Genomic DNA, 19,337 nt, shown 5'->3' with positions numbered 1-19,337 from the left:
GTACGGGTGAGGTCCAGGCTGTGGGGGCGGGCGAAGACGCGCTCGTCGTGGTTGGCCGAGCCGTGGAAGACCACCACTTTGTCGCCCGCCCGCACCCGCTGCCCCGCCAGCACGGTGTCCCGTACGGCGGTACGGCGGAAGGTGAGTACCGGAGGGTGCCACCGCAGCAGTTCCTCGACGGCGCCGTCCACGCCCGCCGTCCCGGCCCGCAGGGCGCGCTGGGCGGCCGGGTGCTCGGCCAGCGCCAGGAAACCGCCGGGCGCCGCCGCGCGCACGGTGTCATTGCCCGCGACCGTCAGCAGGAAGAAGAACATCTCCAGCTCGGCGTCGGCCAGTTCCGAGTGGGCGAGCGCGGTCATCACGTCGTCGCCCGGCTCGCGCCGCTTGTACGCGGCGAGCTCCTGGGCGTAGCCGAACATCTCGCGCAGCATGGCGGGTGAGCGGGGGTTGACCGGCCGCCCGTCGGGGCCCAGCACCGGCGGCTCGTCCGGGTCCTGGTAGCCGATGACCCGCTCGGTCCATTCGAGCAGCAGCCCGCGGTCGCTGCCGGGCACCCCGAGCAGGTCCGCGAGGTTGAGCAGCGCGTAGTCGTCGGTGACCTCGGTGACCAGGTCGAACACCCCGCCCTCGGCGCCGTCGCGGGCCGCGCCGAGCAGGGTGCGCGCCCGGGTCCGTACCGCCGCCGCGAACCGGTCGACGCGGCCCGGGGTGAAAGCGCGGCTCACCAGGCGGCGCAGCCTGCCGTGGTCGTGGTGGTCCGTGCGGCCCGGCACCGGCGCGGAGCCGGGCGCGGGGTCCTGGTTGAGCATCATGCGCCGGATGAACGGCAGGTCGTCGGGGTCGGGGTCGCGGATCTGGGTGGCGCCGAGCGCGGAGGAGAAACCGGCCGCGTCCTTAAGTACGCGGACGACGTCGGCGTGGCGGGTGACCGCCCAGAAGCCGGGTCCGGCGGGCCAGCCCAGGACCTCGTACTCCTCCTGCCAGGCCACCGGGTGCCGCTCGCGCAGCTCCCGGTAGTCGTCGTGGGGCGGCCCGGCGGCGTACCGGCGCGGGTCGAAGACGTCCGGCAGATCACTCATCGCACCAAGGTGACGCCCACCGGCGCCGTCGACAAGACCGCCCCGCCGGGGCCCGGCTCCGGCTCAGAAGGGGCACTGCGCGGGAGCGAGCTCACCGTCGGTCCCGGCCACCGTCACCGACACCGACCTGCTCGGCACCTGGGTGACCGCGTGCGCCGCCGTGCACACCAGCTGGCGGCGGGCGACGGCCGGGAAGTCGCGCACGGCGCGCTCCAGCCGCATGTGGACGCCGGCGCCCTCCCTGCTGAGGGTCATCCCCCCGTAGTAGTTGGGCAGTTCGGTGCTCAGCCCCGCGTCCTTCTCGGCCTGGGTGGGGCCGCTCAGGAGCAGCACGACGGCGTTGCCGGGTGACTGTTCCTGCTGTCCGGGCCGGACCACCGGCAGCACTCCGCCCTCCGGGCCCTTGAAGTACAGGGTGACGCTGCTTGGGACGGTGGGCGTCGCCCGGACGTAGGCGGGGTCGCCCACCTCCACGACGTCGGTGGAGCGGATGCCGCACCCGGTGGCGAGGAGCAGGGCGGCGCACAGGGCGGCGAGCCGGGCCGCCCTCACGACGGCCTCCCCTCGCCCGGCGGGCGCGACGGCAGCTCGACGGTGAACACCGCCCCGCCCGAGGGCCCGTTGGCGGCCCGGACGGTGCCGCCGTGCAGCCGGACGTTCTCCAGGGTGATCGCGAGACCGAGGCCGCTGCCCGCCGAGCGGGTGCGGGCGGCGTCGGCCTTGTAGAACCGGTCGAAGATGTGCGGCAGCACGGCGGGGGCGATGCCGGGGCCGCCGTCGCTCACCTCGGTCACCACCCGGTCGCCGTCGGCGCGCAGCACCACCCGGACCGGGGCGGAGCCGTGGCGCAGCGCGTTGCCGACGAGGTTGGCGACGACGACGTCGAAGCGCCTGGGGTCCAGCATGGCCCGTATCCCCGGCGGCAGGTCGACGGCGACCCGCTCCTCCCAGCGCCTGCGCTGAAGGGTCTTGGCGATCGTCTCCGCCACGTCGACCTCGTCGAGGTTGAGCTCGGCGGCCTTGGCGTCGAAGCGGGAGATCTCCATCAGGTCGTCGACGAGGGTGGCGAGCTTGTCGGTCTCGGTGGAGATCAGCCGGACCGCCGCCGCGGTGTCCGGGTCGAGCCCCCCGGCGTCCTCGTCGAGGACCTCGGTGACGGCGAGCATCCCGGCGAGCGGGGTGCGCAGCTCGTGCGAGACGTCGGAGGCGAATCTGCGGGCCCTGGCCTCGGCCTTCTGGAGCTCCTCGACGGACCGCTCCAGAGCCCTGGCCGACTCGTTGAACGTCCAGGCCAGATCGGCGAGTTCGTCCGATCCCTTGACCTCGATACGGGTGTCCAGGCGTCCCTTGCCCATGCTGCTGGCGGCCCGGCGCAGATCGCGGACGGGGCGCAGCACGCTGCGGGCGGCGAGCAGCGCGGGCACCAGGGCGACGGCGAGCGCGGGCAGCGCGCCGTCCCGGGCGGCGGTGACCATCGCCTGGACGTTGTCCTCCTCGGTGGCCAGCGGCATCACCGCGAACACGGTGAGCCCGGTGGGCTGCGCCGGCTGCACTCCCTCGTCGCCGAGCATCACGGGCATGCCCACGGTCAGCCAGGGCTGGCCGTCCTTCACCACCCGCTGGAAGGTGCCGTGCGGATTGGCGCGGGCCCGGCGCCGCAGGTCCTCGGTGAGGACACCGGAGGTGGTCTGGCTGACGTTGGAGGCGCGCAGCGAGCCGTACTCGGCGAAGACGTACCAGGGGTGCGGCTTGCCCTGGCGGCCCACGGCGAGGCTGAGTTCGCGCAGCGAGGTGCGGGTCATCGGCAGCTTCACCGTCTGGGCGCCGATCTGGTCGCGGAGCTGGGCCACAGCGGTGTCCTGGGCCTGCTGGAGAATGACCGAGCGGGCCTCCTGGTAGATCAGGGTGGCGGTGGTGCCCGCGGCGATGGCGGCGACCAGGAGGAAGGCGGCGATCAGCCGGGCGCGCAGCCCGAGGCGCCCGGCCCGCAGACGCGCGCGTATCACCGCAGCGGGCCGAAGCGGTAGCCGAAACCGCGGACGGTCTGGATGTAGCGCGGGCTGCCGGCGATGTCCTCGATCTTGTGGCGCAGCCGCCGGACACACGCGTCGACGAGCCGGGCGTCGCCGTGGTAGCTGTGCTCCCACACCGACTCCAGGAGCTGCTGGCGGCTGAAGACCTGTTCGGGGTGGGCCGACAGATGCAGCAGCAGCTTCAGCTCGGAGGGGGCGAGCGCCAGGCGTTCGCCCGACTTGGCGGCGGTGAGACCGGCCCGGTCGAGGACCAGTTCGCCGTGGAACTCCAGACCCGGGCGCCCGGGCTCGGTGAGCCTGCGCAGCACGGCCCGGATGCGGGCCTCGATGACCTCGGTACGGGCGGGTTTGACGATGTAGTCGTCGGCGCCCGCCTCCAGGCCCACCACCACGTCGAAGTCGTCACCGCGCGCGGTGAGCATGATGATCGGCAGCTGGCTGGTCTCGCGTATGCGGCGGCAGACCTGGACGCCGTTGATGCCGGGCAGCATCAGGTCCAGCAGGACCAGTTCGGGCTGGAAGGTCCTGAGCGCGGCGAGCCCCGCCTCGCCGGTCTCCGCCGCGCGCACCTCGTGGCCGCGCCTGCGCAGCCCGAGCTCGACCCCTTCCCGTACGGAGGGGTCGTCCTCGATGAGCAGCACGCGTGGCATGAGCGTCAGTATCCCAGCAGTCTCGTGTGTCCCGGGCGGGTGAGGTGTCTCAGCGCTTGCGTCCGCCGCGGAGCTTGCCGAGCACGTCGTTGATGCCGTCGAGCCGCAGCGGCCGGGCGAGCAGGGCGACGGTCACGAGCAGCACGGCGGCTCCGGCCCCGGCCGCGGCGAAGTAGCCGAGCGGGTCGGCCGCGCGGGCCGCCGCCCAGCCGAGCAGCGCCGCCGGGGCGCAGCCCAGGAGCAGCCGGACGTGGGTGGTCAGCGAGGGCGAGCGCAGCAGTCCGGCGCCGCCGCCGAGCCTGCGGTCGAGGGTGTAGGCGGTGAGGGCCCAGCCGGCGAACAGCGCCAGCGAGTACGCCCCGGCCATCCCGGTGACCGCCCAGCGCGCGGGCAGCAGCACATAGGCGAGCGCGGACAGGCCCGCGTTGCAGCCGGCGATCACCAGGTTGAGCAGGAACGGGGTGCGGGTGTCGCCGAGCGCGTAGAAGCCCCGCGAGAGCACGTACTGCCCGGAGAAGGCGATGAGCCCGGGCGCGAACGCCATCAGCATCCCCGCCATGACCTGGACGTCGGCGGGGCTGGTCCTGCCGTACCCGAACACCACGCCCATCAGCCAGGGCGCCAGCGCGAACAGGGCGCAGGCGGCCGGGACGATCAGCGCGGCGCTGGTGCGCAGCCCGTAGGACAGGTCGCGCCGCACCCCCGCCGGGTCCCCGTCGGCCGCCGCCCGGCTCATCCGGGGCATCAGCGCGGTGAGCAGCGAGACGGTGACGATGCCGTGCGGGACCACCCAGAGCATGTACGCGTTGGTGTACGCGGTGTAGCCCGCGCCCTTGGCGTGCTGGGCCGCGGTGGTGGAGAGCCGGGTCACCACCCAGTACGCCAGCTGGTTGGTCAGGACCAGGAGCACCAGCCAGCCCGCGGAGCGCAGCGGGCGGGTGATGCCGCTGCCGCGCCAGTCGAACCTCGGCCGCCAGCGGAACCGGGCCGCGCCCAGCGCCGGGACCAGCGCGAGCGCCTGGACGGCTATCCCGGCGGTGGTGCCCCAGCCCAGGATCCGGGTGTCGGTGGCGCTCAGGGTGTCGCCGGAGGTTCCGGCGGTCACCAGGTACAGGCCGAACACCGCGATCACGACGAGGTTGTTGAGGACGGGCGTCCACATCATCGCGCCGAACCGGCCGCGCGCGTTGAGGACCTGCCCGAAGAGCGTGAACAGGCCGTAGAAGAGGATCTGCGGCAGGCAGTAGCGGGCGAAGGCGACGGTGAGGTCGCGCTGGGCGCCGGTGTAGTCGGTGTAGAGGTCGACGACGCGCGGTGCGGCGAGCACCGCGACGGCGGTGAGGGCGACCAGGGCGGCCGTGCAGGCGGTGAGCAGCCGGTCGGTGTAGGCGGCGCCGCCGTCGGCGTGCTCCTTGGCGGCGCGGACCAGCTCGGGCACGAAGACCGCGTTGAGCGTGCCGCCGATGAGCAGGGTGTAGAGGATGGTGGGGATGTTGTTGGCGACCGCGAAACCGTCGCCGACGAGCTGGACGCCGAGCGCGGCGGCCACCACCGCGGAGCGGACGAATCCGGTGGCGCGCGAGACGATGGACCCCGCGGCCATCACCGCGCCGCTGCGGGCCAGGGACGGCTTGGCGGCGTGCCTCGGCGCCGTTCTGACGGGGGCCGTCACCGGCGCGCCAGATAGGCCTGGAACGCGCGGTAGAGCGCGTGGTTGGCGGTACCGCTCATCGGTGTCTCCCACTCCCCCAGTGTCTCGACCACCTGACCGCCGGTGCCGAGCTTCCAGCGCAGCAGACCGAACGGGCGGTCATGGGGGTCGAGAGTGGAGGGTACCCCGCGCATGTCGTACACCTGGGCGCCCAGCGCGTGGGCGTCCAGCATCATCTGCCACTGCAGGGCGTTGCTGGGGCGGACCTCGCGGCGGTGGTCGGCGGAGGCGCCGGTCTGGTACCAGACCCGCCCGCCGGTGGAGATCATGGTGTGGGCGGCCAGCACCTCTCCCCCGTGGACGGCGAGATAGAGGCGCATCCGGCCGGGGCACTCGGCGTTGAGCGCCGCGTACTGGCGCTCGTAGTACGCCAGCGAGCGGCCCAGCCGGAAGCCGTCGCGCTCCTCGGTGATCCGCAGCAGCCGGTAGAACTCGGGCAGGTCGGACGCGTTCCCGGTGACGACCTCGACGCCCGCCTTCTGGGCGGTGCGCACATTGCGCCGCCACTCCTGGTTGAGCCCGGACCACAGCTGCTCGGGGGTGCGCCCGGCCAGCGGCACCTGGAAGACGTAGCGGGGCTGCGCGTCGGCGTCCCCGTCGCCTCCACCGTCCCCGCCGCACCGCCGCCAGCCGCGCGCCCGCAGCCGTTCGGCCACCGCGCTGCCCAGCGAGTCGACCTCGGTGGCGAGCACGTCGCCGACCCTGCGGCCGGTGCCGGTCGCGGACTTCAGCAGGGCGGCGTCCCAGCGCCGGTACGCGGGTGAGGGCCCGATGCGTACGGCGAAGGCGCCCGCCCGGCGCAGATGGCGCAGCAGGGGCTGGAGCCAGCGGTCGATCTCGGGGTCGGCCCAGTCCGCGACCGGTCCCTCGGGGAGATAGGCGAAGTATTTCCGGGTGCCCGGGAATTGCCGGTAGAGCACGAGGGCGGCGCCTTGCAGCTCGCCGCCGCCGAGGTGCCAGCCGACCCTTTCCGCGGACCACTGGTCCTTCACCTCGGCCCAGGAGGGGTGCTGGAGAAAACTCACGCCGGGGCGGGCCGCCAGAAAGGACCGGTACTCCGCGACGGAGAGACCGCGCACGTTCAGGTCCTGGTCGCGGTCTCCGGTCACGAGCAGTGCGGACACGTGAGTGACCTCCCAAGTACGCCCCGCGATCGGTTCCACGGGGATGCACAGGATGCTCACAGCGGTCCATGACCGCGCCGCGCGGCGCATGTGACCGGACGGTGACAGTTCCTCTGCGGTCCTTGTCACAAAGGAATCCCGGAGATTTCCGGCCCTTTGCGCAACCTAGAGTCGAGTGACCGACTCTCTCCTACGGAGAAGCATTGCTACGGAGGTTTTCCAGTTGAGCCGCATACGCCGCCACATTCCGCTCCGCCGCCGACCCGTCCGTAACGCCGTCATCGCCGGCACCGCGGTCCTCGCCGCCGCTCTGAGCGCCTGCTCCGGCGGTTCGGGCGGTTCGGACGACGCCAAGGGCGGCGCCGACATCGCGGGCGCCAAGAAGGCCGAGATCGCCGTGAACCTGACGGGACAGCAGGCGAAGGCGGGCGAGCCGGTCAAGGTCACCCTGGCCGGGGGCAGGCTCCAGCAGGTCACGGTCACCGACGGCAAGGGCGGGACGCTGGCGGGGAAGATATCCGCCGACGGCAAGACCTGGACCTCGGACAGGAACGCCGCGCCCGGCACCACGTACGCGGTGGAGGCGAAGGACGACAAGGGCTCGTCCGCCAAGGCCGGGTTCGCGACCGCCGCCGCGGACAAGGTGAACAAGCTGGCGCTGGCGCCCGGCAAGGACACCACGGTCGGTGTCGCCCAGCCGCTGTCGATCGTCTTCGACCACCCGGTGAAGAACAAGGCGGCGGTGGAGAAGCAGCTCAAGGTGACCACCTCGGACAACACCGTGGGGTCCTGGGGCTGGATGGAGGACTACTCCGGCAAGTCCCGGGTGGACTGGCGGCCCAAGGATTACTGGAAGCCGGGCACGAAGGTCACGCTCCAGGCGGACCTCAACGGCGTCGACTCGGGCAGCGGCTGGTTCGTCAAGGACTACAAGACCGGCTTCACGGTGGGCCGTAACCAGGTCGTCAAGGTCAGCCTCGACAACCACCACCTCAAGCTGTACCGCGACGGCTCCGTGGTCAAGGACATCCCGATATCGGGCGGTACGCCCGGCGGCGACAAGGCGTCCTGGCGCGGCAAGGCCGTCCTGATGGCGAAGGAGGGCACGATCAACATGAACTCCGAGACGGTCGGGCTCGGCAAGGCCTACGACAAGATGGTCGACTACTCGATGCGTCTGACCTGGTCCGGGATGTACGCGCACGCCGCTCCCTGGAACGACGCGTACTTCGGCAACACCAACCACAGCTCCGGCTGCATCGGCATGAGCGACGCCAACGCCAAGGAGCTGTACGGCATGGTGCAGCCCGGCGACCCGTTCGAGATCACCGGCGAGGACGCCAAGGGCACCCAGGCGGTCAACAACGGCTACGGCGAGTGGAACCTCGGCTGGGAGCAGTGGCAGGCCAAGAGCGCCCTGAACGGGGCTTCGACCACGGCCGGCTAGAGCCGCGCCGCACACCCCGGGTCACCGCCACCAAGGAGAGCGGCACCCCCGTCGCGTCTGTACGACGTGGGCCCGCTCGGCCTCGGCAAGCCGGTCAGCAACGCCCCCTGCGCCTTCCACGGCATGACGCCCCGGCACAGGTGGTGGACACCGTCGACCCGCTCTACATCGAGCACAACCCGACCGGCGCGCAGCTGACCTTCTCCCCGCCCGCGTCAGATCCGTCGTCTCTGACGGTCCCTCTCCGCGAGGAGTGATCACCGGCTGCTGCCGGGTGGGCCTTGCCCCCTTGCTACTGCGCACCTGGCAGCAGCGTCCCTGGTTCGGCCGGGGCGACATCCACGGCCTCCGTCTTGGGATTGCGCTTCTGTCTCCTGGCCATCCAGGTGGCGAACCAGGAGAGCAGCATGCACATCCCGATGTAGATCGGTGAGATCACCATCACCACGGGGATGAACGGCAAATCGTAGTCGAGATTCGAGGCGATGAGCTTCCCCGCGTGCAGGAACTCCTCATACGTGATCAGAAAACCGAGCGAGGTGTCCTTCAGGGCGACCACCAGCTGGCTGATGATGGTCGGCATCATCGCGCGGATCCCCTGGGGGACCAGCACGTACGTCATGACCTGCGTCTTGCGCATCCCGAGCGAGAATGCCGCCTCCTTCTGGCCGCGTTCCACGGAGTTGACGCCGGAGCGGAACACCTCGGCGAGCACCGAGCCGTTGTAGAGCGTCAGTCCGGCCACCAGCGCCGGCAGGGGCTGAACCTTCAGCGCCACGAAGATGAAGAAGATCATGACCAGGACGGGCATGGCGCGGAAGAACTCGACCAGCAGCGTGGCGAGCCAGCGCAGCGGCCGGTGGTCGGAGAGGCGCCCGGTGGCCAGGACCGCGCCGAGGAGCAGGGAGAACAGCGCGGCGAATCCGAAGGCCTTGAGCGTGTTGCCGAGTCCGCGCAGCAGCAGCCGCTGGATTCCCTCGTACTCGAAGGGCGACCACTTGGTGGCGGTGAACTGGTCGGTGTCGAAGAGCAGATAGACGACCCAGCCGAGCAGGGCGAGGATCAGGGCGGTGGAGACGACCCCGTAGAGCAGGTGCCGCTGCCGGGTGTTCGGGCCGGGGATGTCGTAGAGGGCGGTGGCCTGAGTGGACGGCTGTGCGGTCATCGGGCGACTCCCCAGTACTTCTCCATGAGGTTGAAGACGACGCTGATGGCGAGCGTGATGATCAGATAGCCGACGGCGATCCAGATGAAGGTCCACACGATGTCGTAGCCGAGCTCGCTGAGCGTCTTGTACGTGCCGAGCAGCTCGGTGACGCTGAACGCGCCCGCGATGGCGGAGTTCTTGGCGAGCGCGATGAGGGTGGAGCCGACCGGCGGGATGACCGAGCGGAAGGCCTGCGGCAGCACCACCGCGGAGAGCGTCTGGCCGAACGTCATCCCCAGGCTGCGGGCCGCCTCGCCCTGGCCGGTGGGGACGGTGTTGATGCCCGAGCGCAGTGCCTCGCAGATGAACGCGGAGGTGTAGCAGCCGAGGGCGAGCACCGCGAACAGCTTGAAGGGCAGCACCAGTCCGAAGCGCGGCAGCCCGAGGAGCACGGCGAAGAAGAGCAGCGTGAGCGGGGTGTTGCGCAGCACGTTCACCCAGACGGTGCCCAGCGCCCGGAAGGAGCCGACCGGCGAGACCCGGAAGGAGGCCATCAGGAAGCCCAGCACCAGTGCCAGGGCCGAGGCGTAGACGGTGAGCTCGACGGTGCCGAGGAAGCCCTTGCCGTACAGCGAGAAGTTCTTGGTCAGTACGTCCATGCGGGGCCTCAGCTCGCCGGGTAGCGGTCGATGGGCGGGGCGGGCGCGGCCTTGCGTCCCGACAGGCCGAGCGTGGCGTCGTAGGCCTTCTGCCAGTCGCCGTTCTTCTCGTGGGCCGCGAGGGCGTCGTCGAGGGCGAAGCGCAGGGCGTTGTCGGCCCGCGGCACCCCCACGCCGTAGGGCTCCTTGGAGAAGGGCTTGCCGACGACCTTGAGCTCGTCGGGCACCTTGGCCGCGTAGCCGCTGAGGATGGTGTCGTCGGTGGTGACGGCGTCGACCTGGAAGGTGAGCAGGTTGTCCACACAGACGGAGTACGTGTCGTACGCGACGAGATCGGCCTTCGGGTAGTCCTTCTGGATGCGCTGGTACGGGGTGGAGCCCGCGGCCGAGCAGACGCGCTTGCCGTTCAGGTCCTGCGGCCCGTCGATGTCGTCCTCGTCGGTGCGCACCAGCAGGCCCTGGCCGGCCATGTAGTAGGGCCCGGCGAAGCCGACCAGCTTCTTGCGGTTGGCGTTGATGGTGTAGGTGCCGACGTAGTAGTCGACCTGGCCGTTCTGCAGGGCGGTCTCGCGGTTGGCGGAGGCGATCGTCTTGAACTCGATGGACTTCGGGTCGAAGCCGAGGGAGGCGGACATCATCTTGGCGATCTCGATGTCGAAGCCCGAGTAGACGCCGGTGGCCGGGTCCTTCTCGCCCATGTAGGGCTGGTCCTCCTTGGCGCCGACGACCAGGTGGCCGCGGTTCTTCGCCCGCCGCCACACCGTCGAGCCGGGCAGCGAGAAGCCGGTCATGACCCGGTAGCGGGGCAGTCGGTCGGGCTGCGGGCCCTTGACCGGCGGGCTGCCCGACTTGCCGCACCCGGTGGCGGCCAGGACCAGCGCCAGCGCGGCGAGCGCGCGTCGCGTACGCGTCATGGTTGCGTCCACTCCCCGTTCAGTGCTTGAGGATCTTGGAGAGGAAGTCCTTGGCCCGGTCGCTGTGCGGGTTGGTGAAGAAGTCCTCGGGGGTGCGGTCCTCGACGATCCTGCCGTCGGCCATGAAGACGACGCGGTTGGCGGCGGAGCGGGCGAAGCCCATCTCATGGGTGACGACGACCATGGTCATGCCCTCGCGCGCCAGCGACTGCATGACTTCGAGCACCTCGTTGATCATCTCCGGGTCGAGCGCGGAGGTGGGCTCGTCGAAGAGCATGACCTTGGGGCTCATGGCGAGCGCGCGGGCGATGGCGACGCGCTGCTGCTGGCCGCCGGAGAGCTGCGCGGGGAGTTTGTCGGCCTGGGAGGCGAGGCCGACCCGGTCGAGGAGTTCGCGCGAGCGCTGGTCGGCCTCGTCCTTCTTGCGTCCGCGGACCTTGATCTGGGCGAGGGAGACGTTGGCGAGGACGGTCCGGTGGGCGAAGAGGTTGAAGGACTGGAAGACCATGCCCACTTCGGCGCGGAGCGCCGCGAGTCCCTTGCCCTCCTCCGGCAGCGGTCTGCCGTCGATGGTGATGGACCCCGACTCGATCGTCTCCAGGCGGTTCATCGTCCGGCAGAGCGTCGATTTGCCCGAGCCGGACGGCCCGATGACGACCACCACCTCCCCGCGTCCGACGGTGAGGTTGATGTCCGTCAGGACGTGCAACTTCCCGTAGTACTTGTTGACGTCACGCAGCTCGATCAACGGATCGACGGCCATACACTGTCCTGCCCACTCATCGCTGTGTCGAGGTCAGCGCAAACTATCCAGCCCGGAAAGGCACTTCATCTCGACACGCACGAACAGGACATAAACCGTATTTTGGGTTACTGGTGAGTTGGGTTCCCCGGTACGGGGGAACGGGGGCGCGACGGTCAGACCTCGGAGGCCTCCGCGTAGATCTGCGAGAGCTCGGGCGTCCCGCTGGCCGCCCACTCCGTCCCCGCGCCCACCACGTCGACCTCGCGCCCCGAGACGAGCCGCACCACCGGCCGGCCGCCCGGCCACACCTGCCAGGAGGCGCCCTCGACCGTCCGCACGAGCACCGTGCCCAGATAGAGGCCGGCGTCGTTGCCCAGCCCCGGCAGCTCCTCCGGGTCGTCCCGCCAGCGCGGCGGCAGCTGGTCGAGCGCTGCCAACGAGGCCGGGCTGTCGTCCAGTTCGAGCCCGGCCTGCTGCGCCCGGACGCGGAGCAGCTCGCACTCCGCGAGCAGCTCCCCCACACCCTCCGGATCGGTCTGCACCGCCTCGGCGAGCACCGCCGTCCGCTGCGAGCCGTGCCGCTTGCGCCAGTTGTCCAGGATGTTCATGGCGTCCAGCGTCCCACTGGCACAGACCCGCGCACCACCGGCACGCGGAGTGTGATTCTCAGATCTCCAGGTCGACGACGACCGGGGCGTGGTCGGACGCGCCCTTGCCCTTGCGCTCCTCGCGGTCCACATAGCTGTCCTTGACGGCCTTGGCGAACGGGCTGTTGCCGTACACCAGGTCGATGCGCATGCCCCGGTTCTTGGGGAAGGAGAGCTGGCGGTAGTCCCAGTACGTGTACGGACGGTCGTACTTCAGGGGGCGCGGCACCACGTCGGAGAGACCGGCCTCGCGCAGCGCGGCGAGCGCGGCCCGCTCCGGCGGGGTGACATGGGTCTGGCCCTCGAAGAACGCCACGTCGAACACGTCCTCGTCGGCCGGGGCGACGTTGAAGTCACCGAGCACCGCGAAGGGCCGCTCCCCCGCCGCGTCCTGGGCGACGGCCGCCCGCAGCGCCTCGAACCAGGCCAGCTTGTACGCGTAGTGGCCGTGGCCGACCTCGCGGCCGTTCGGCACGTACACCGACCACAGGCGGACTCCGCCGCAGGTCGCGGAGACGGCGCGGGGCTCCAGGGTCCCCTCGAAGCCGGGGTCGCCGGGCAGCCCCCGCACCACGTCCTCCAGGCCGACCCGGGAGACCAGCGCCACTCCGTTCCACCGGCCCGTGGCGTGCACCGCCGACTCGTAGCCCAGCTCGCGGAGCTCGGCGGCGGGGAAGCCCTCCTCGGTGGTCTTGGTCTCCTGGATGCACAGCACATCCGTGCCGGTGCTCTCCAGCCAGGCCAGGAGACGGGGCAGCCGGGCGGTGATCGAGTTGACGTTCCAGGTCGCGATGCGCATGCGGAACAGCCTAACGGCGGGGTACGACAGTCACAGATCCGTCGACTCCCCCGGGCTCAGCCGCGCGTGGTCGGCCCCGCCCAGATTGCCCAGGTGGGTGTCGTAGATCGGCCGGGCCAGGTCGGTCAGGAGCGCGTCGTGGACGTCGATGGCCCGGCGCGGGGCGACCTCCCGTACGTACTCGATCACCTCGGAGATCTTGCTCCACGGCGCCTGCACCGGCAGCATCAGCGTGTCCACCGGCTGGTCCGGGACGGTCAGCGCGTCCCCGGGGTGGAAGAGCGAAGCGTCCACCAGGAAGCCGACGTTGGTGATCCTCGGGAGGTCGGGATGGATCACCGCGTGCAGTTCGCCGTGGACCTGGACGTCGAACCCCGCCGCGCTGAAGGCGTCGCCGTGGCCGACGGTGTGGACCCGGCCCGGGAAGGCCGCGGAGATCTTCTCCGCGACGCTGCGCAGGGTCCAGATCTCGGCCGCCGGATTGCGCTCCAGAGCGGTGCGCAGCCGGTCCTCGGCGAAGTGGTCGGGGTGCTCGTGGGTGACGAGGACGACGTCCGCGCCGAGCGCGGCGTCCGCCTCGCTGAAGGCACCGGGGTCGATGACCAGCGTCCGGCCGTCCTTCTCCAGCCGGACGCAGGCGTGGGTCTTCTTGGTCAGCTTCAGACTCATGCCCCCATCCTGCTACGGCGGGGGCCGCCGCGCCCGGACCGCTCAGGGCTGCGGGGTGGTCTCCTCGCGGATGACCGCGGCGGCGGCCCGGAAGGCCGCGCCCGCCGCCGGCAGGCCGCAGTACACGGACGTCTGGAGCAGCACTTCCCTGATCTCCTCGGGGGTGAGCCCGGCCCGCAGCGCGGCGCGGGTGTGGGCCGCGACCTCGTCGAGGTGGCCGCCCGCCACCAGCGCGGCGAGCGCGACGACGGCCCGGGTGCGCCGGTCGAGGCCGTCGCGGGCCCACACCTCGCCCCAGGCGTAGCGGGTGGCGAGCTCCTGGAAGGCGCCGGTGAAGCCGTCGGCGTCGGCGGTCTCGGCGTCCACGCGCGCGTCCCCGAGGACCTCGCGCCGCAGCTTCATGCCCCGCTCGTACGGGTCGGGGCGCTCCTCGGCCACGGCGCCCGGGGCGGGCACGGGCTCGGCAGCCGTGGGGACGGGCACGTGCAGGGTGTGCGGGGCCGGGGCCCGCGGTGGCTGCGGGACGACGGCGACCGGGGGCGCGGCCGGGACGGGGACCGCCGGGAGCGTCTCGTGCCAGGCGGTCGAGAAGTGGTGGACGAGCAGATCGGTGACGGCGGCGGGCTGCTCCACCGGCGCCAGGTGCGCGGCTCCCGGCACCACCGCGAGGCGCGCGTCGGGCACCCCGGCGACCAGGACGCGCGCGTCACCGGGCCCGGTCACCCGGTCCTCCGCGCCGACGAGGACCAGTGTCGGCACGCCGATACGGGCGAGGTCGGCGCGGATGTCGAAGGCGGCCAGCGCCTCGCAGGCGGCGATGTAGCAGCCGGGGTCGGTGGTGCGGACCATCTGGACGGCCCACTCCACGATGGCGGGCTGGGCCGCGGCGTAGGCGGGCGTGAACCAGCGCTCGGGCGTGCTGCGGGCGATCGGGTCCATCCCGTTGCTGCGCACGACCACCCCGCGCTGACGGAACTCGTCGGCGGTCCCGAACCGGGCCGAGGCGGCGACCAGCGCGAGGGAGGCGAGCCGCTCGGGGTGGCGCAGGGCCAGATCGGCACCGACGGCGGCGCCGATGGCACTGCCCGCGTACCCGAAGCGCCGGATGCCCAGCTCGTCGAGGGTGGCGACCAGCCGGTCCCCGAGCTCGGCGACCGAGACCGCCGGGAGGGCCGGGGCGCCGCCGTGCCCGGGCAGATCGAAACGCACGATCCGCCAGCTCCCCGAGAGCTCGGGTATCTGGCGGTCCCACATGTGCCATGTGGTACCCAGTGAGGGACCCAGGACCAGGACCGGGGCGTCTTCTGGCCCGTCAACGCGGTATTGCAAGGTTTTCTTCGGTGTCTCGCTCACCCGCCCGAGCCTCTCATCTGTCACAAAAAGTCACATCGCCGGGGTGAACATAGTTGGTCTGGCCGCGCTCGCGACAGCAGGTCCGGCACCGCCGCCCCCGATGACTCCAGCTTCTCCGGCGTTCACTCATGACGTACGTGCGGTAGCCCCCGGGCCCGTGCTCTAGTCAAGCCCCGTCGAGCAAGACCTCTCTCTGCTCACGGCCCCAGCGGTTCCAGTCTCAGCTTGAACACCACACGGAGCACAGGACCTGAGTCCCCCTGGTAGCCAGCCCCCTCCTGCTAGCCGTACGGCTGGCAAGTCGCTGGACTGATAGATCGCCTGGCTCACGCTTGCCCCGCCGACGTGCCCCCGTGCAGGCCCTCCCAGGCGGTGGCGGCTCCGCGAAGATCCTCCACGTCCGGCTTGACGTACCACCGCTTGGTCGTCTTGACATTCTTATGCCCGGCCCATCGCGCAAGGATGTGGTCCGGTACACCGTGATTGGCCAAGTAGGTGAAGCACGCCGCACGTGCCAGGTAGAGCCTGACGCGACGGAGCCCGAGGAGATGCATGAGCCGATACGCACGCCGACGAAGCTGCTTGATCGTGAAGGCGACTCCTGTCTCGTGCACCACGACATAGCCGGACACCACGTATGCCTCCCCTAGGGCGAGTCGCTCCTCGTCCTGGAGAGCCCGGAACACCTTGAGGGCATCGAGCACCGGAGCGGGCAGCGGCAGATCCCGCTCGCCCGCAAGAGACTTGGTGTCCTTCTCCACCACGTAACGGTTGCCCATCATCGTGCGGGTGTTGGTGATGTCGATCGTGGCCTTCTCCAAGTCAACGTCTTGCCACCGGAGGCCGCAGACTTCAGCTGGACGCAGCCCCATCAGCGATAGAAGCAGCGCAGCGTAGAGACGCTCTCCCTTAATGCCACGGATGAACTTCTGCACCTCCTCGACATTCCAGGGCGGCACCTCCTCCTTGTTCTTCCGCTCCTCTTTGCGCGCCCTGCGGGGAATGGTGACGTGGGCAGCGACGTTGACGTACACCAGCCGCCGGGTAACGGCTCTCCCCAGAGCCTCCTTCAGCCGAGCGAGGCTCATATCCACACTCGTGACGCCGAGCGGCGTCCCTGCCCTCTTCCCACGGACACGGCCATGAGCCAACGCCCAGTCCCTCCATTCCTCCACGTGCTCTTCGGTGAGTTCCTGCAGGGGGATCTTGCCAAGTTTCCCCCGAACTCGGTCCAGGGTAATCCTGTAGTTGTAGATGGTGGTTTCTTCGAGATCATCAGCCTTCATGGCGAGCCACCGGTCGAGCCACTCGTCCACGGTGATCTTGTTGGGCGGAACAAATGAGCCCTCGTTCCTCCGGTTAGATATGTTCGCGTACTCAGCCTTCGCTTCCTTCAAGGAATCGAAGGTGCGCCTCAACTGCTTACGCCTCCCGGTTTCAGGGTCGATCCCTACATCGACAACGAACTGGTACCTGACCTTCCCCTTCGCATTCGGCGGAAGTTTCTTGATGGGATTGGACAGAATGCTCACGCTCCTCAAATTCAGGGAAGTATCTGCGCCGCCTCCGCCAATACAGGTCTAGGCGGGCCACACCATCCGCTACGACTCCACCGCCAAGCACAGCCGCAAACGGACAGCACCAATGCTCCGGACGATCCCCGGTTTGGCTAACCGGGGATCATCCGCTATGTATCGCCCAGCAGGTCGTGCTCCTGGCCTTCGGTGACGCTCTCGCACCCCGGGACACCAGCGGGACGCCAGTGCTGGAGTCGCGCGGCAAGGGACGGGCGCAAGCAGCCCGCAGTCGGTAGGCGACCGTGCTTTCCGGGCGACGGCTCGCTCAGGGTCAGGCCACCTAGCGGGTAGTGGCTCCCGGGTGCTCCATGACATATCCGAGGGCCTGGCGGTCACCCCGCTGCCCACATTGCAGCAGCTCCACGCCGAACAGGAGAACGACACAGACACACAGACAGTTATGGCCAGAGGCCCGTAGCCCTCGATCCGTTGGGCCGGCAACGCATTCGTGGTGCCGAGGAAGAGGACGGGGGTGGCGAAGCCGCCCGAGCGGATCGCAGGATGCGACAGGTCGGCCTCCTTATGGTCGGGCTCTCGGTCACGAGACCGAGCGGAATGGGTCGCAGGTTGTCGCGGGACGGGACGCCACGCCGCCCGGCAGAGGCTCACATCCCTTGCTGACCTGATGTTTTCCGGGACGTTGTACGTTGACATGGCCTCGCAGGAGGTTCCAGTCCTTCGGACGTAATTCTCGTCTGCCGTGGGCGAATACTGTCCGCTGCATCGACTCCCTCCAAAGGAGGACCCGGGCTCTGCGGGCATACGCCGAAGCCACTTTGCCGACTCCTAAAGCGTTTTGCCGAAGACTGCGAAGCGGGCATTTCCTCTATATGCGTAGCGTTGAGGGCTGAGTCGTTGTGGGTGGAGGCGTTCACGGGTCTTGCGGATGCGGCAGTTCGAGCGGCTGGTGAAGGTGGTGCGGGAACGGGGCGGGAGCGGTCCCGGTGGTGGTTGGCCGTGGTGCCTGCCGCTGGCTGACCGGGCGCTGCTGACGGCCGTGTACTACCGAACGAACCTCACCAGGCGGCAGCTCGCACCACTCTTCGCGGTCTCGCCGGAGACAGTGTGCCGGGTCATCCAGCGTCTGCGGCCACTGCTCGCGATCGAGCCGGCCACTCGTCCAGCCGACGCAGTAGAGCGGTTATGGATCGTGAACGGCACCCTGATCCCGGTCCGTGACCGGAAGGTGGGTGCCTCGTCACGCAACTACCGGTTCTCAGCGAACGAGCTGGAGTGGTGTGTGGGCGGCGCTGCCGTGGTGGAGAGATGGGCGCTGGGTGGGACCGGTGACCAGTGATTGGTGCAGACGAAGCAGGGCCGTCTCCACGCGGATAGGCCGCCAGGGCCTCCCGGGCACGGGCTTGACTCGGGGGCGACGGCGCCAGCGGCCGGGTCAGGACGACGGGCTCCGCCCGCACCGGAGCCGCCACACGCACACAGCCGCACGTGCCGACCAGGACAAGCAGGACCAGAGAGACCAGGAGGCGGCGCACGTGCCCAGCGTCCCCCACACGCCCGCCGTGCCCACGCGTTCCCCCGCGGGCCTGCACCGGTGTGACCCGTGCACGATAGATGGCCCCGATGGACAACTACGCTGCACAGTCGATGGTGCCGCTTTTTCAGGATGTCGCTCTCAGGGGGCAGAGGCACCTCATACCGATGATGTTGTCGCATTGCTTGCGGTGTACCTCTTACCTGTGATGGATCAGCTTCCGCTGCGCTGGTTGAGGACTGAACTGGATGGGAGAACTGGGTGCGGGTGCCGTGTGGTTCTGGCCATGCGGGCATCATTTTCGGTCTACCGCCGGTCGGGGTGTCCGCTGTCCGGGTGACCGGTGTCGTTGGCCGCATGTGGCGGGGCACGCTCACGAAAGGAGGTGGGCCCGGACATGACAGTGTGGGTGACACAAATACATCAAGACCTTCATGAACCGCAGCGCGTGCATGTGCACGCCCTGCACCGCTTCTGTGATCTCTCTGCTGCCGCGGCCCGCTTCTGCTGGAGTGCGAGGCAGGCCCAGCGCGCTGCGGCGAAGGGCCTGGTGTATTGCCTGGACGGCCTCGACCACACCATTGTCTGCCGTCCGCAGCCCCTAATAGCCGCGATTCGCTGTGCGTATCGCCCTTGGGTTCTCCGCCTCCACCAGCAGGGGGGCGGGGAGGTCTTCGAGACCATCCCCGGCGCGGTCACAGGCCGCCAGCTGGCTTCCTTCGTCACGCGGCTGGAGAAGGCTTTGTGACCTGCGGTGGCCCTGGCGCCGGGCCACTCGGCGCTCCCCCCGGGGGGAGCCGTGCCGCTTCGCAGGAGGAAGCGTGGATGCCGGCTGGCCTGCTGGCCTGAGGGGTTGGAAGACCGCGCGGGTTCCTCGCGATGTGGGCGCTGGACCATTTTTTGAGTGGCGGGACCCGCGCAGGGAGCGGCGGCGCAGAGCTGAGTCTTTGGGGCACGGGTGGGGGCACCGGCCGCGCGCTGATGAGCTCGGCCGGCCGTGGAGTCCACGCTGACTATGCCCCCGTTGATCCGGTCTATTCGGCGATGCGGGTGCGGTAGGACCAGCGGTAGACGGCGAGGCGGTGACCGTTGTGTTCGGTGGTTTCCCCGGTGGCGACGAAGTGTTCGCGGCCTCCGCACCAGGTGATGGTCACTTTGTCCGTGGGCGAGTGGAGGCGGTGATGCCGGTAGGCCGCGGGGAGATCGTCGGGGCCGTCGACCAGGAGGGCGTGGGTGAGGGGGGACATTTGTTTCCTCCTTGTGCTGCTACCGAGTTGCTGCTCGCAGGGGG

General features: G+C 70.1%; 18 protein-coding genes and 2 pseudogenes. 4 read left to right on the top strand and 16 right to left on the bottom strand.

All coding sequences use genetic code 11. From position 1 onward, the window contains the following. From ACJA3G_RS09505 to ACJA3G_RS09480, 6 genes are all read right to left on the bottom strand, one after another. On the bottom strand, nt 1-1,079 hold a 1,079-nt coding region (locus tag ACJA3G_RS09505), incomplete at its 3' end, for a cytochrome P450 (protein WP_406552460.1). A gap of 63 nt (nt 1,080-1,142) precedes the next feature. Continuing rightward, nucleotides 1,143-1,631 carry a hypothetical protein gene (locus ACJA3G_RS09500; RefSeq protein WP_406552459.1) on the bottom strand — a complete coding sequence of 163 codons (489 nt, stop codon included), beginning with the start codon at nt 1,629-1,631 and terminating at the stop codon, nt 1,143-1,145. Beyond that, complete coding sequence (locus tag ACJA3G_RS09495) at nt 1,628-3,082, bottom strand: ATP-binding protein (RefSeq protein WP_406552461.1); 1,455 nt, start codon at nt 3,080-3,082, stop codon at nt 1,628-1,630. The genes ACJA3G_RS09500 and ACJA3G_RS09495 overlap by 4 nt, the downstream gene beginning before the upstream one ends. Beyond that, nucleotides 3,082-3,762, bottom strand: coding sequence for a response regulator (locus tag ACJA3G_RS09490; protein ID WP_406552458.1), 681 nt, complete (start codon nt 3,760-3,762; stop codon nt 3,082-3,084). The genes ACJA3G_RS09495 and ACJA3G_RS09490 overlap by 1 nt, the downstream gene beginning before the upstream one ends. A gap of 49 nt (nt 3,763-3,811) precedes the next feature. Next, on the bottom strand, nt 3,812-5,434 hold the full coding sequence (gene murJ / locus ACJA3G_RS09485; protein ID WP_406552457.1) for a murein biosynthesis integral membrane protein MurJ: 1,623 nt from the start codon (nt 5,432-5,434) through the stop codon (nt 3,812-3,814). Next, nucleotides 5,431-6,597, bottom strand: coding sequence for a lipid II:glycine glycyltransferase FemX (locus tag ACJA3G_RS09480; RefSeq protein ID WP_406552456.1), 1,167 nt, complete (start codon nt 6,595-6,597; stop codon nt 5,431-5,433). Before ACJA3G_RS09480 ends, murJ begins: the two co-directional genes overlap by 4 nt. Nucleotides 6,598-6,820: 223 nt before the next feature. Here ACJA3G_RS09480 and ACJA3G_RS09475 point away from each other — a divergent pair, with 223 nt between their 5' ends. After that, nucleotides 6,821-8,044 carry an Ig-like domain-containing protein gene (locus ACJA3G_RS09475; protein ID WP_406552455.1) on the top strand — a complete coding sequence of 408 codons (1,224 nt, stop codon included), beginning with the start codon at nt 6,821-6,823 and terminating at the stop codon, nt 8,042-8,044. 20 nt (nt 8,045-8,064) lie between these two features. Then, nucleotides 8,065-8,301: pseudogene (locus ACJA3G_RS09470) on the top strand (acyl esterase); the annotation flags it as partial. 35 nt (nt 8,302-8,336) lie between these two features. Here the strand turns inward: ACJA3G_RS09470 and ACJA3G_RS09465 are convergent. The 9 genes from ACJA3G_RS09465 to ACJA3G_RS09425 all read right to left on the bottom strand — a co-directional run bounded on the left by ACJA3G_RS09465 (nt 8,337) and on the right by ACJA3G_RS09425 (nt 16,509). Then, nucleotides 8,337-9,209 (bottom strand): amino acid ABC transporter permease, encoded by an 873-nt coding sequence (locus tag ACJA3G_RS09465; RefSeq protein WP_406552454.1) that lies wholly within the window; start codon nt 9,207-9,209, stop codon nt 8,337-8,339. Continuing rightward, nucleotides 9,206-9,850 carry an amino acid ABC transporter permease gene (locus ACJA3G_RS09460; protein ID WP_406552453.1) on the bottom strand — a complete coding sequence of 215 codons (645 nt, stop codon included), beginning with the start codon at nt 9,848-9,850 and terminating at the stop codon, nt 9,206-9,208. The genes ACJA3G_RS09465 and ACJA3G_RS09460 overlap by 4 nt, the downstream gene beginning before the upstream one ends. 8 nt (nt 9,851-9,858) lie before the next feature. Beyond that, nucleotides 9,859-10,764 (bottom strand): glutamate ABC transporter substrate-binding protein, encoded by a 906-nt coding sequence (locus ACJA3G_RS09455; protein WP_406552452.1) that lies wholly within the window; start codon nt 10,762-10,764, stop codon nt 9,859-9,861. Between the two features lie 19 nt (nt 10,765-10,783). Continuing rightward, nucleotides 10,784-11,527 carry an amino acid ABC transporter ATP-binding protein gene (locus tag ACJA3G_RS09450; RefSeq protein WP_406552451.1) on the bottom strand — a complete coding sequence of 248 codons (744 nt, stop codon included), beginning with the start codon at nt 11,525-11,527 and terminating at the stop codon, nt 10,784-10,786. A gap of 155 nt (nt 11,528-11,682) precedes the next feature. Beyond that, nucleotides 11,683-12,117 (bottom strand): DUF6278 family protein, encoded by a 435-nt coding sequence (locus ACJA3G_RS09445; protein WP_406552450.1) that lies wholly within the window; start codon nt 12,115-12,117, stop codon nt 11,683-11,685. A gap of 58 nt (nt 12,118-12,175) precedes the next feature. After that, entirely contained in the window at nt 12,176-12,955 is a 780-nt protein-coding gene (locus tag ACJA3G_RS09440; protein ID WP_406552449.1) for an exodeoxyribonuclease III, read from the bottom strand. A 30-nt stretch (nt 12,956-12,985) separates the two neighbouring features. After that, nucleotides 12,986-13,624, bottom strand: a complete 639-nt coding sequence (locus ACJA3G_RS09435) for an MBL fold metallo-hydrolase (RefSeq protein ID WP_406552448.1) — start codon at nt 13,622-13,624, stop codon at nt 12,986-12,988. Between the two features lie 42 nt (nt 13,625-13,666). Continuing rightward, nucleotides 13,667-14,977 (bottom strand): alpha/beta fold hydrolase, encoded by a 1,311-nt coding sequence (locus ACJA3G_RS09430; RefSeq protein WP_406552447.1) that lies wholly within the window; start codon nt 14,975-14,977, stop codon nt 13,667-13,669. A 326-nt stretch (nt 14,978-15,303) separates the two neighbouring features. Continuing rightward, nucleotides 15,304-16,509, bottom strand: a complete 1,206-nt coding sequence (locus ACJA3G_RS09425) for a tyrosine-type recombinase/integrase (RefSeq protein WP_406552446.1) — start codon at nt 16,507-16,509, stop codon at nt 15,304-15,306. Between the two features lie 873 nt (nt 16,510-17,382). Here ACJA3G_RS09425 and ACJA3G_RS09420 point away from each other — a divergent pair. Continuing rightward, a pseudogene (locus ACJA3G_RS09420) lies at nt 17,383-17,779 on the top strand (transposase family protein); the annotation flags it as partial. Between the two features lie 664 nt (nt 17,780-18,443). Next, nucleotides 18,444-18,794: a hypothetical protein gene (locus tag ACJA3G_RS09415; RefSeq protein WP_406552445.1), complete on the top strand. Its 351-nt coding sequence runs from the start codon at nt 18,444-18,446 to the stop codon at nt 18,792-18,794. A 286-nt stretch (nt 18,795-19,080) separates the two neighbouring features. Here ACJA3G_RS09415 and ACJA3G_RS09410 read toward each other — a convergent pair whose 3' ends face one another. Then, the gene (locus ACJA3G_RS09410) at nt 19,081-19,293 is read right to left on the bottom strand and encodes a DUF5988 family protein (protein WP_406552444.1); all 213 of its coding nucleotides are present in this window, start codon (nt 19,291-19,293) and stop codon (nt 19,081-19,083) included. Nucleotides 19,294-19,337: the final 44 nt, after the last annotated feature.

This window comes from Streptomyces sp. YS-3, assembly GCF_045257485.1.
In the GTDB taxonomy this organism is placed as follows: domain Bacteria; phylum Actinomycetota; class Actinomycetes; order Streptomycetales; family Streptomycetaceae; genus Streptomyces.
This window is presented reverse-complemented; position numbering and strand designations above follow the sequence as displayed.

What these genes read in the sequence shown, in the direction of transcription:
- ACJA3G_RS09490 (WP_406552458.1), bottom strand. Translation starts at nt 3,762, where the DNA reads ATGCCACGCGTGCTGCTCATCGAGGACGACCCCTCCGTACGGGAAGGG.
- ACJA3G_RS09465 (WP_406552454.1), bottom strand. Translation starts at nt 9,209, where the DNA reads ATGACCGCACAGCCGTCCACTCAGGCCACCGCCCTCTACGACATCCCC.
- ACJA3G_RS09460 (WP_406552453.1), bottom strand. Translation starts at nt 9,850, where the DNA reads ATGGACGTACTGACCAAGAACTTCTCGCTGTACGGCAAGGGCTTCCTC.
- ACJA3G_RS09455 (WP_406552452.1), bottom strand. Translation starts at nt 10,764, where the DNA reads ATGACGCGTACGCGACGCGCGCTCGCCGCGCTGGCGCTGGTCCTGGCC.
- ACJA3G_RS09450 (WP_406552451.1), bottom strand. Translation starts at nt 11,527, where the DNA reads ATGGCCGTCGATCCGTTGATCGAGCTGCGTGACGTCAACAAGTACTAC.
- ACJA3G_RS09445 (WP_406552450.1), bottom strand. Translation starts at nt 12,117, where the DNA reads ATGAACATCCTGGACAACTGGCGCAAGCGGCACGGCTCGCAGCGGACG.
- ACJA3G_RS09440 (WP_406552449.1), bottom strand. Translation starts at nt 12,955, where the DNA reads ATGCGCATCGCGACCTGGAACGTCAACTCGATCACCGCCCGGCTGCCC.
- ACJA3G_RS09435 (WP_406552448.1), bottom strand. Translation starts at nt 13,624, where the DNA reads ATGAGTCTGAAGCTGACCAAGAAGACCCACGCCTGCGTCCGGCTGGAG.
- ACJA3G_RS09415 (WP_406552445.1), top strand. Translation starts at nt 18,444, where the DNA reads ATGACAGTGTGGGTGACACAAATACATCAAGACCTTCATGAACCGCAG.
- ACJA3G_RS09410 (WP_406552444.1), bottom strand. Translation starts at nt 19,293, where the DNA reads ATGTCCCCCCTCACCCACGCCCTCCTGGTCGACGGCCCCGACGATCTC.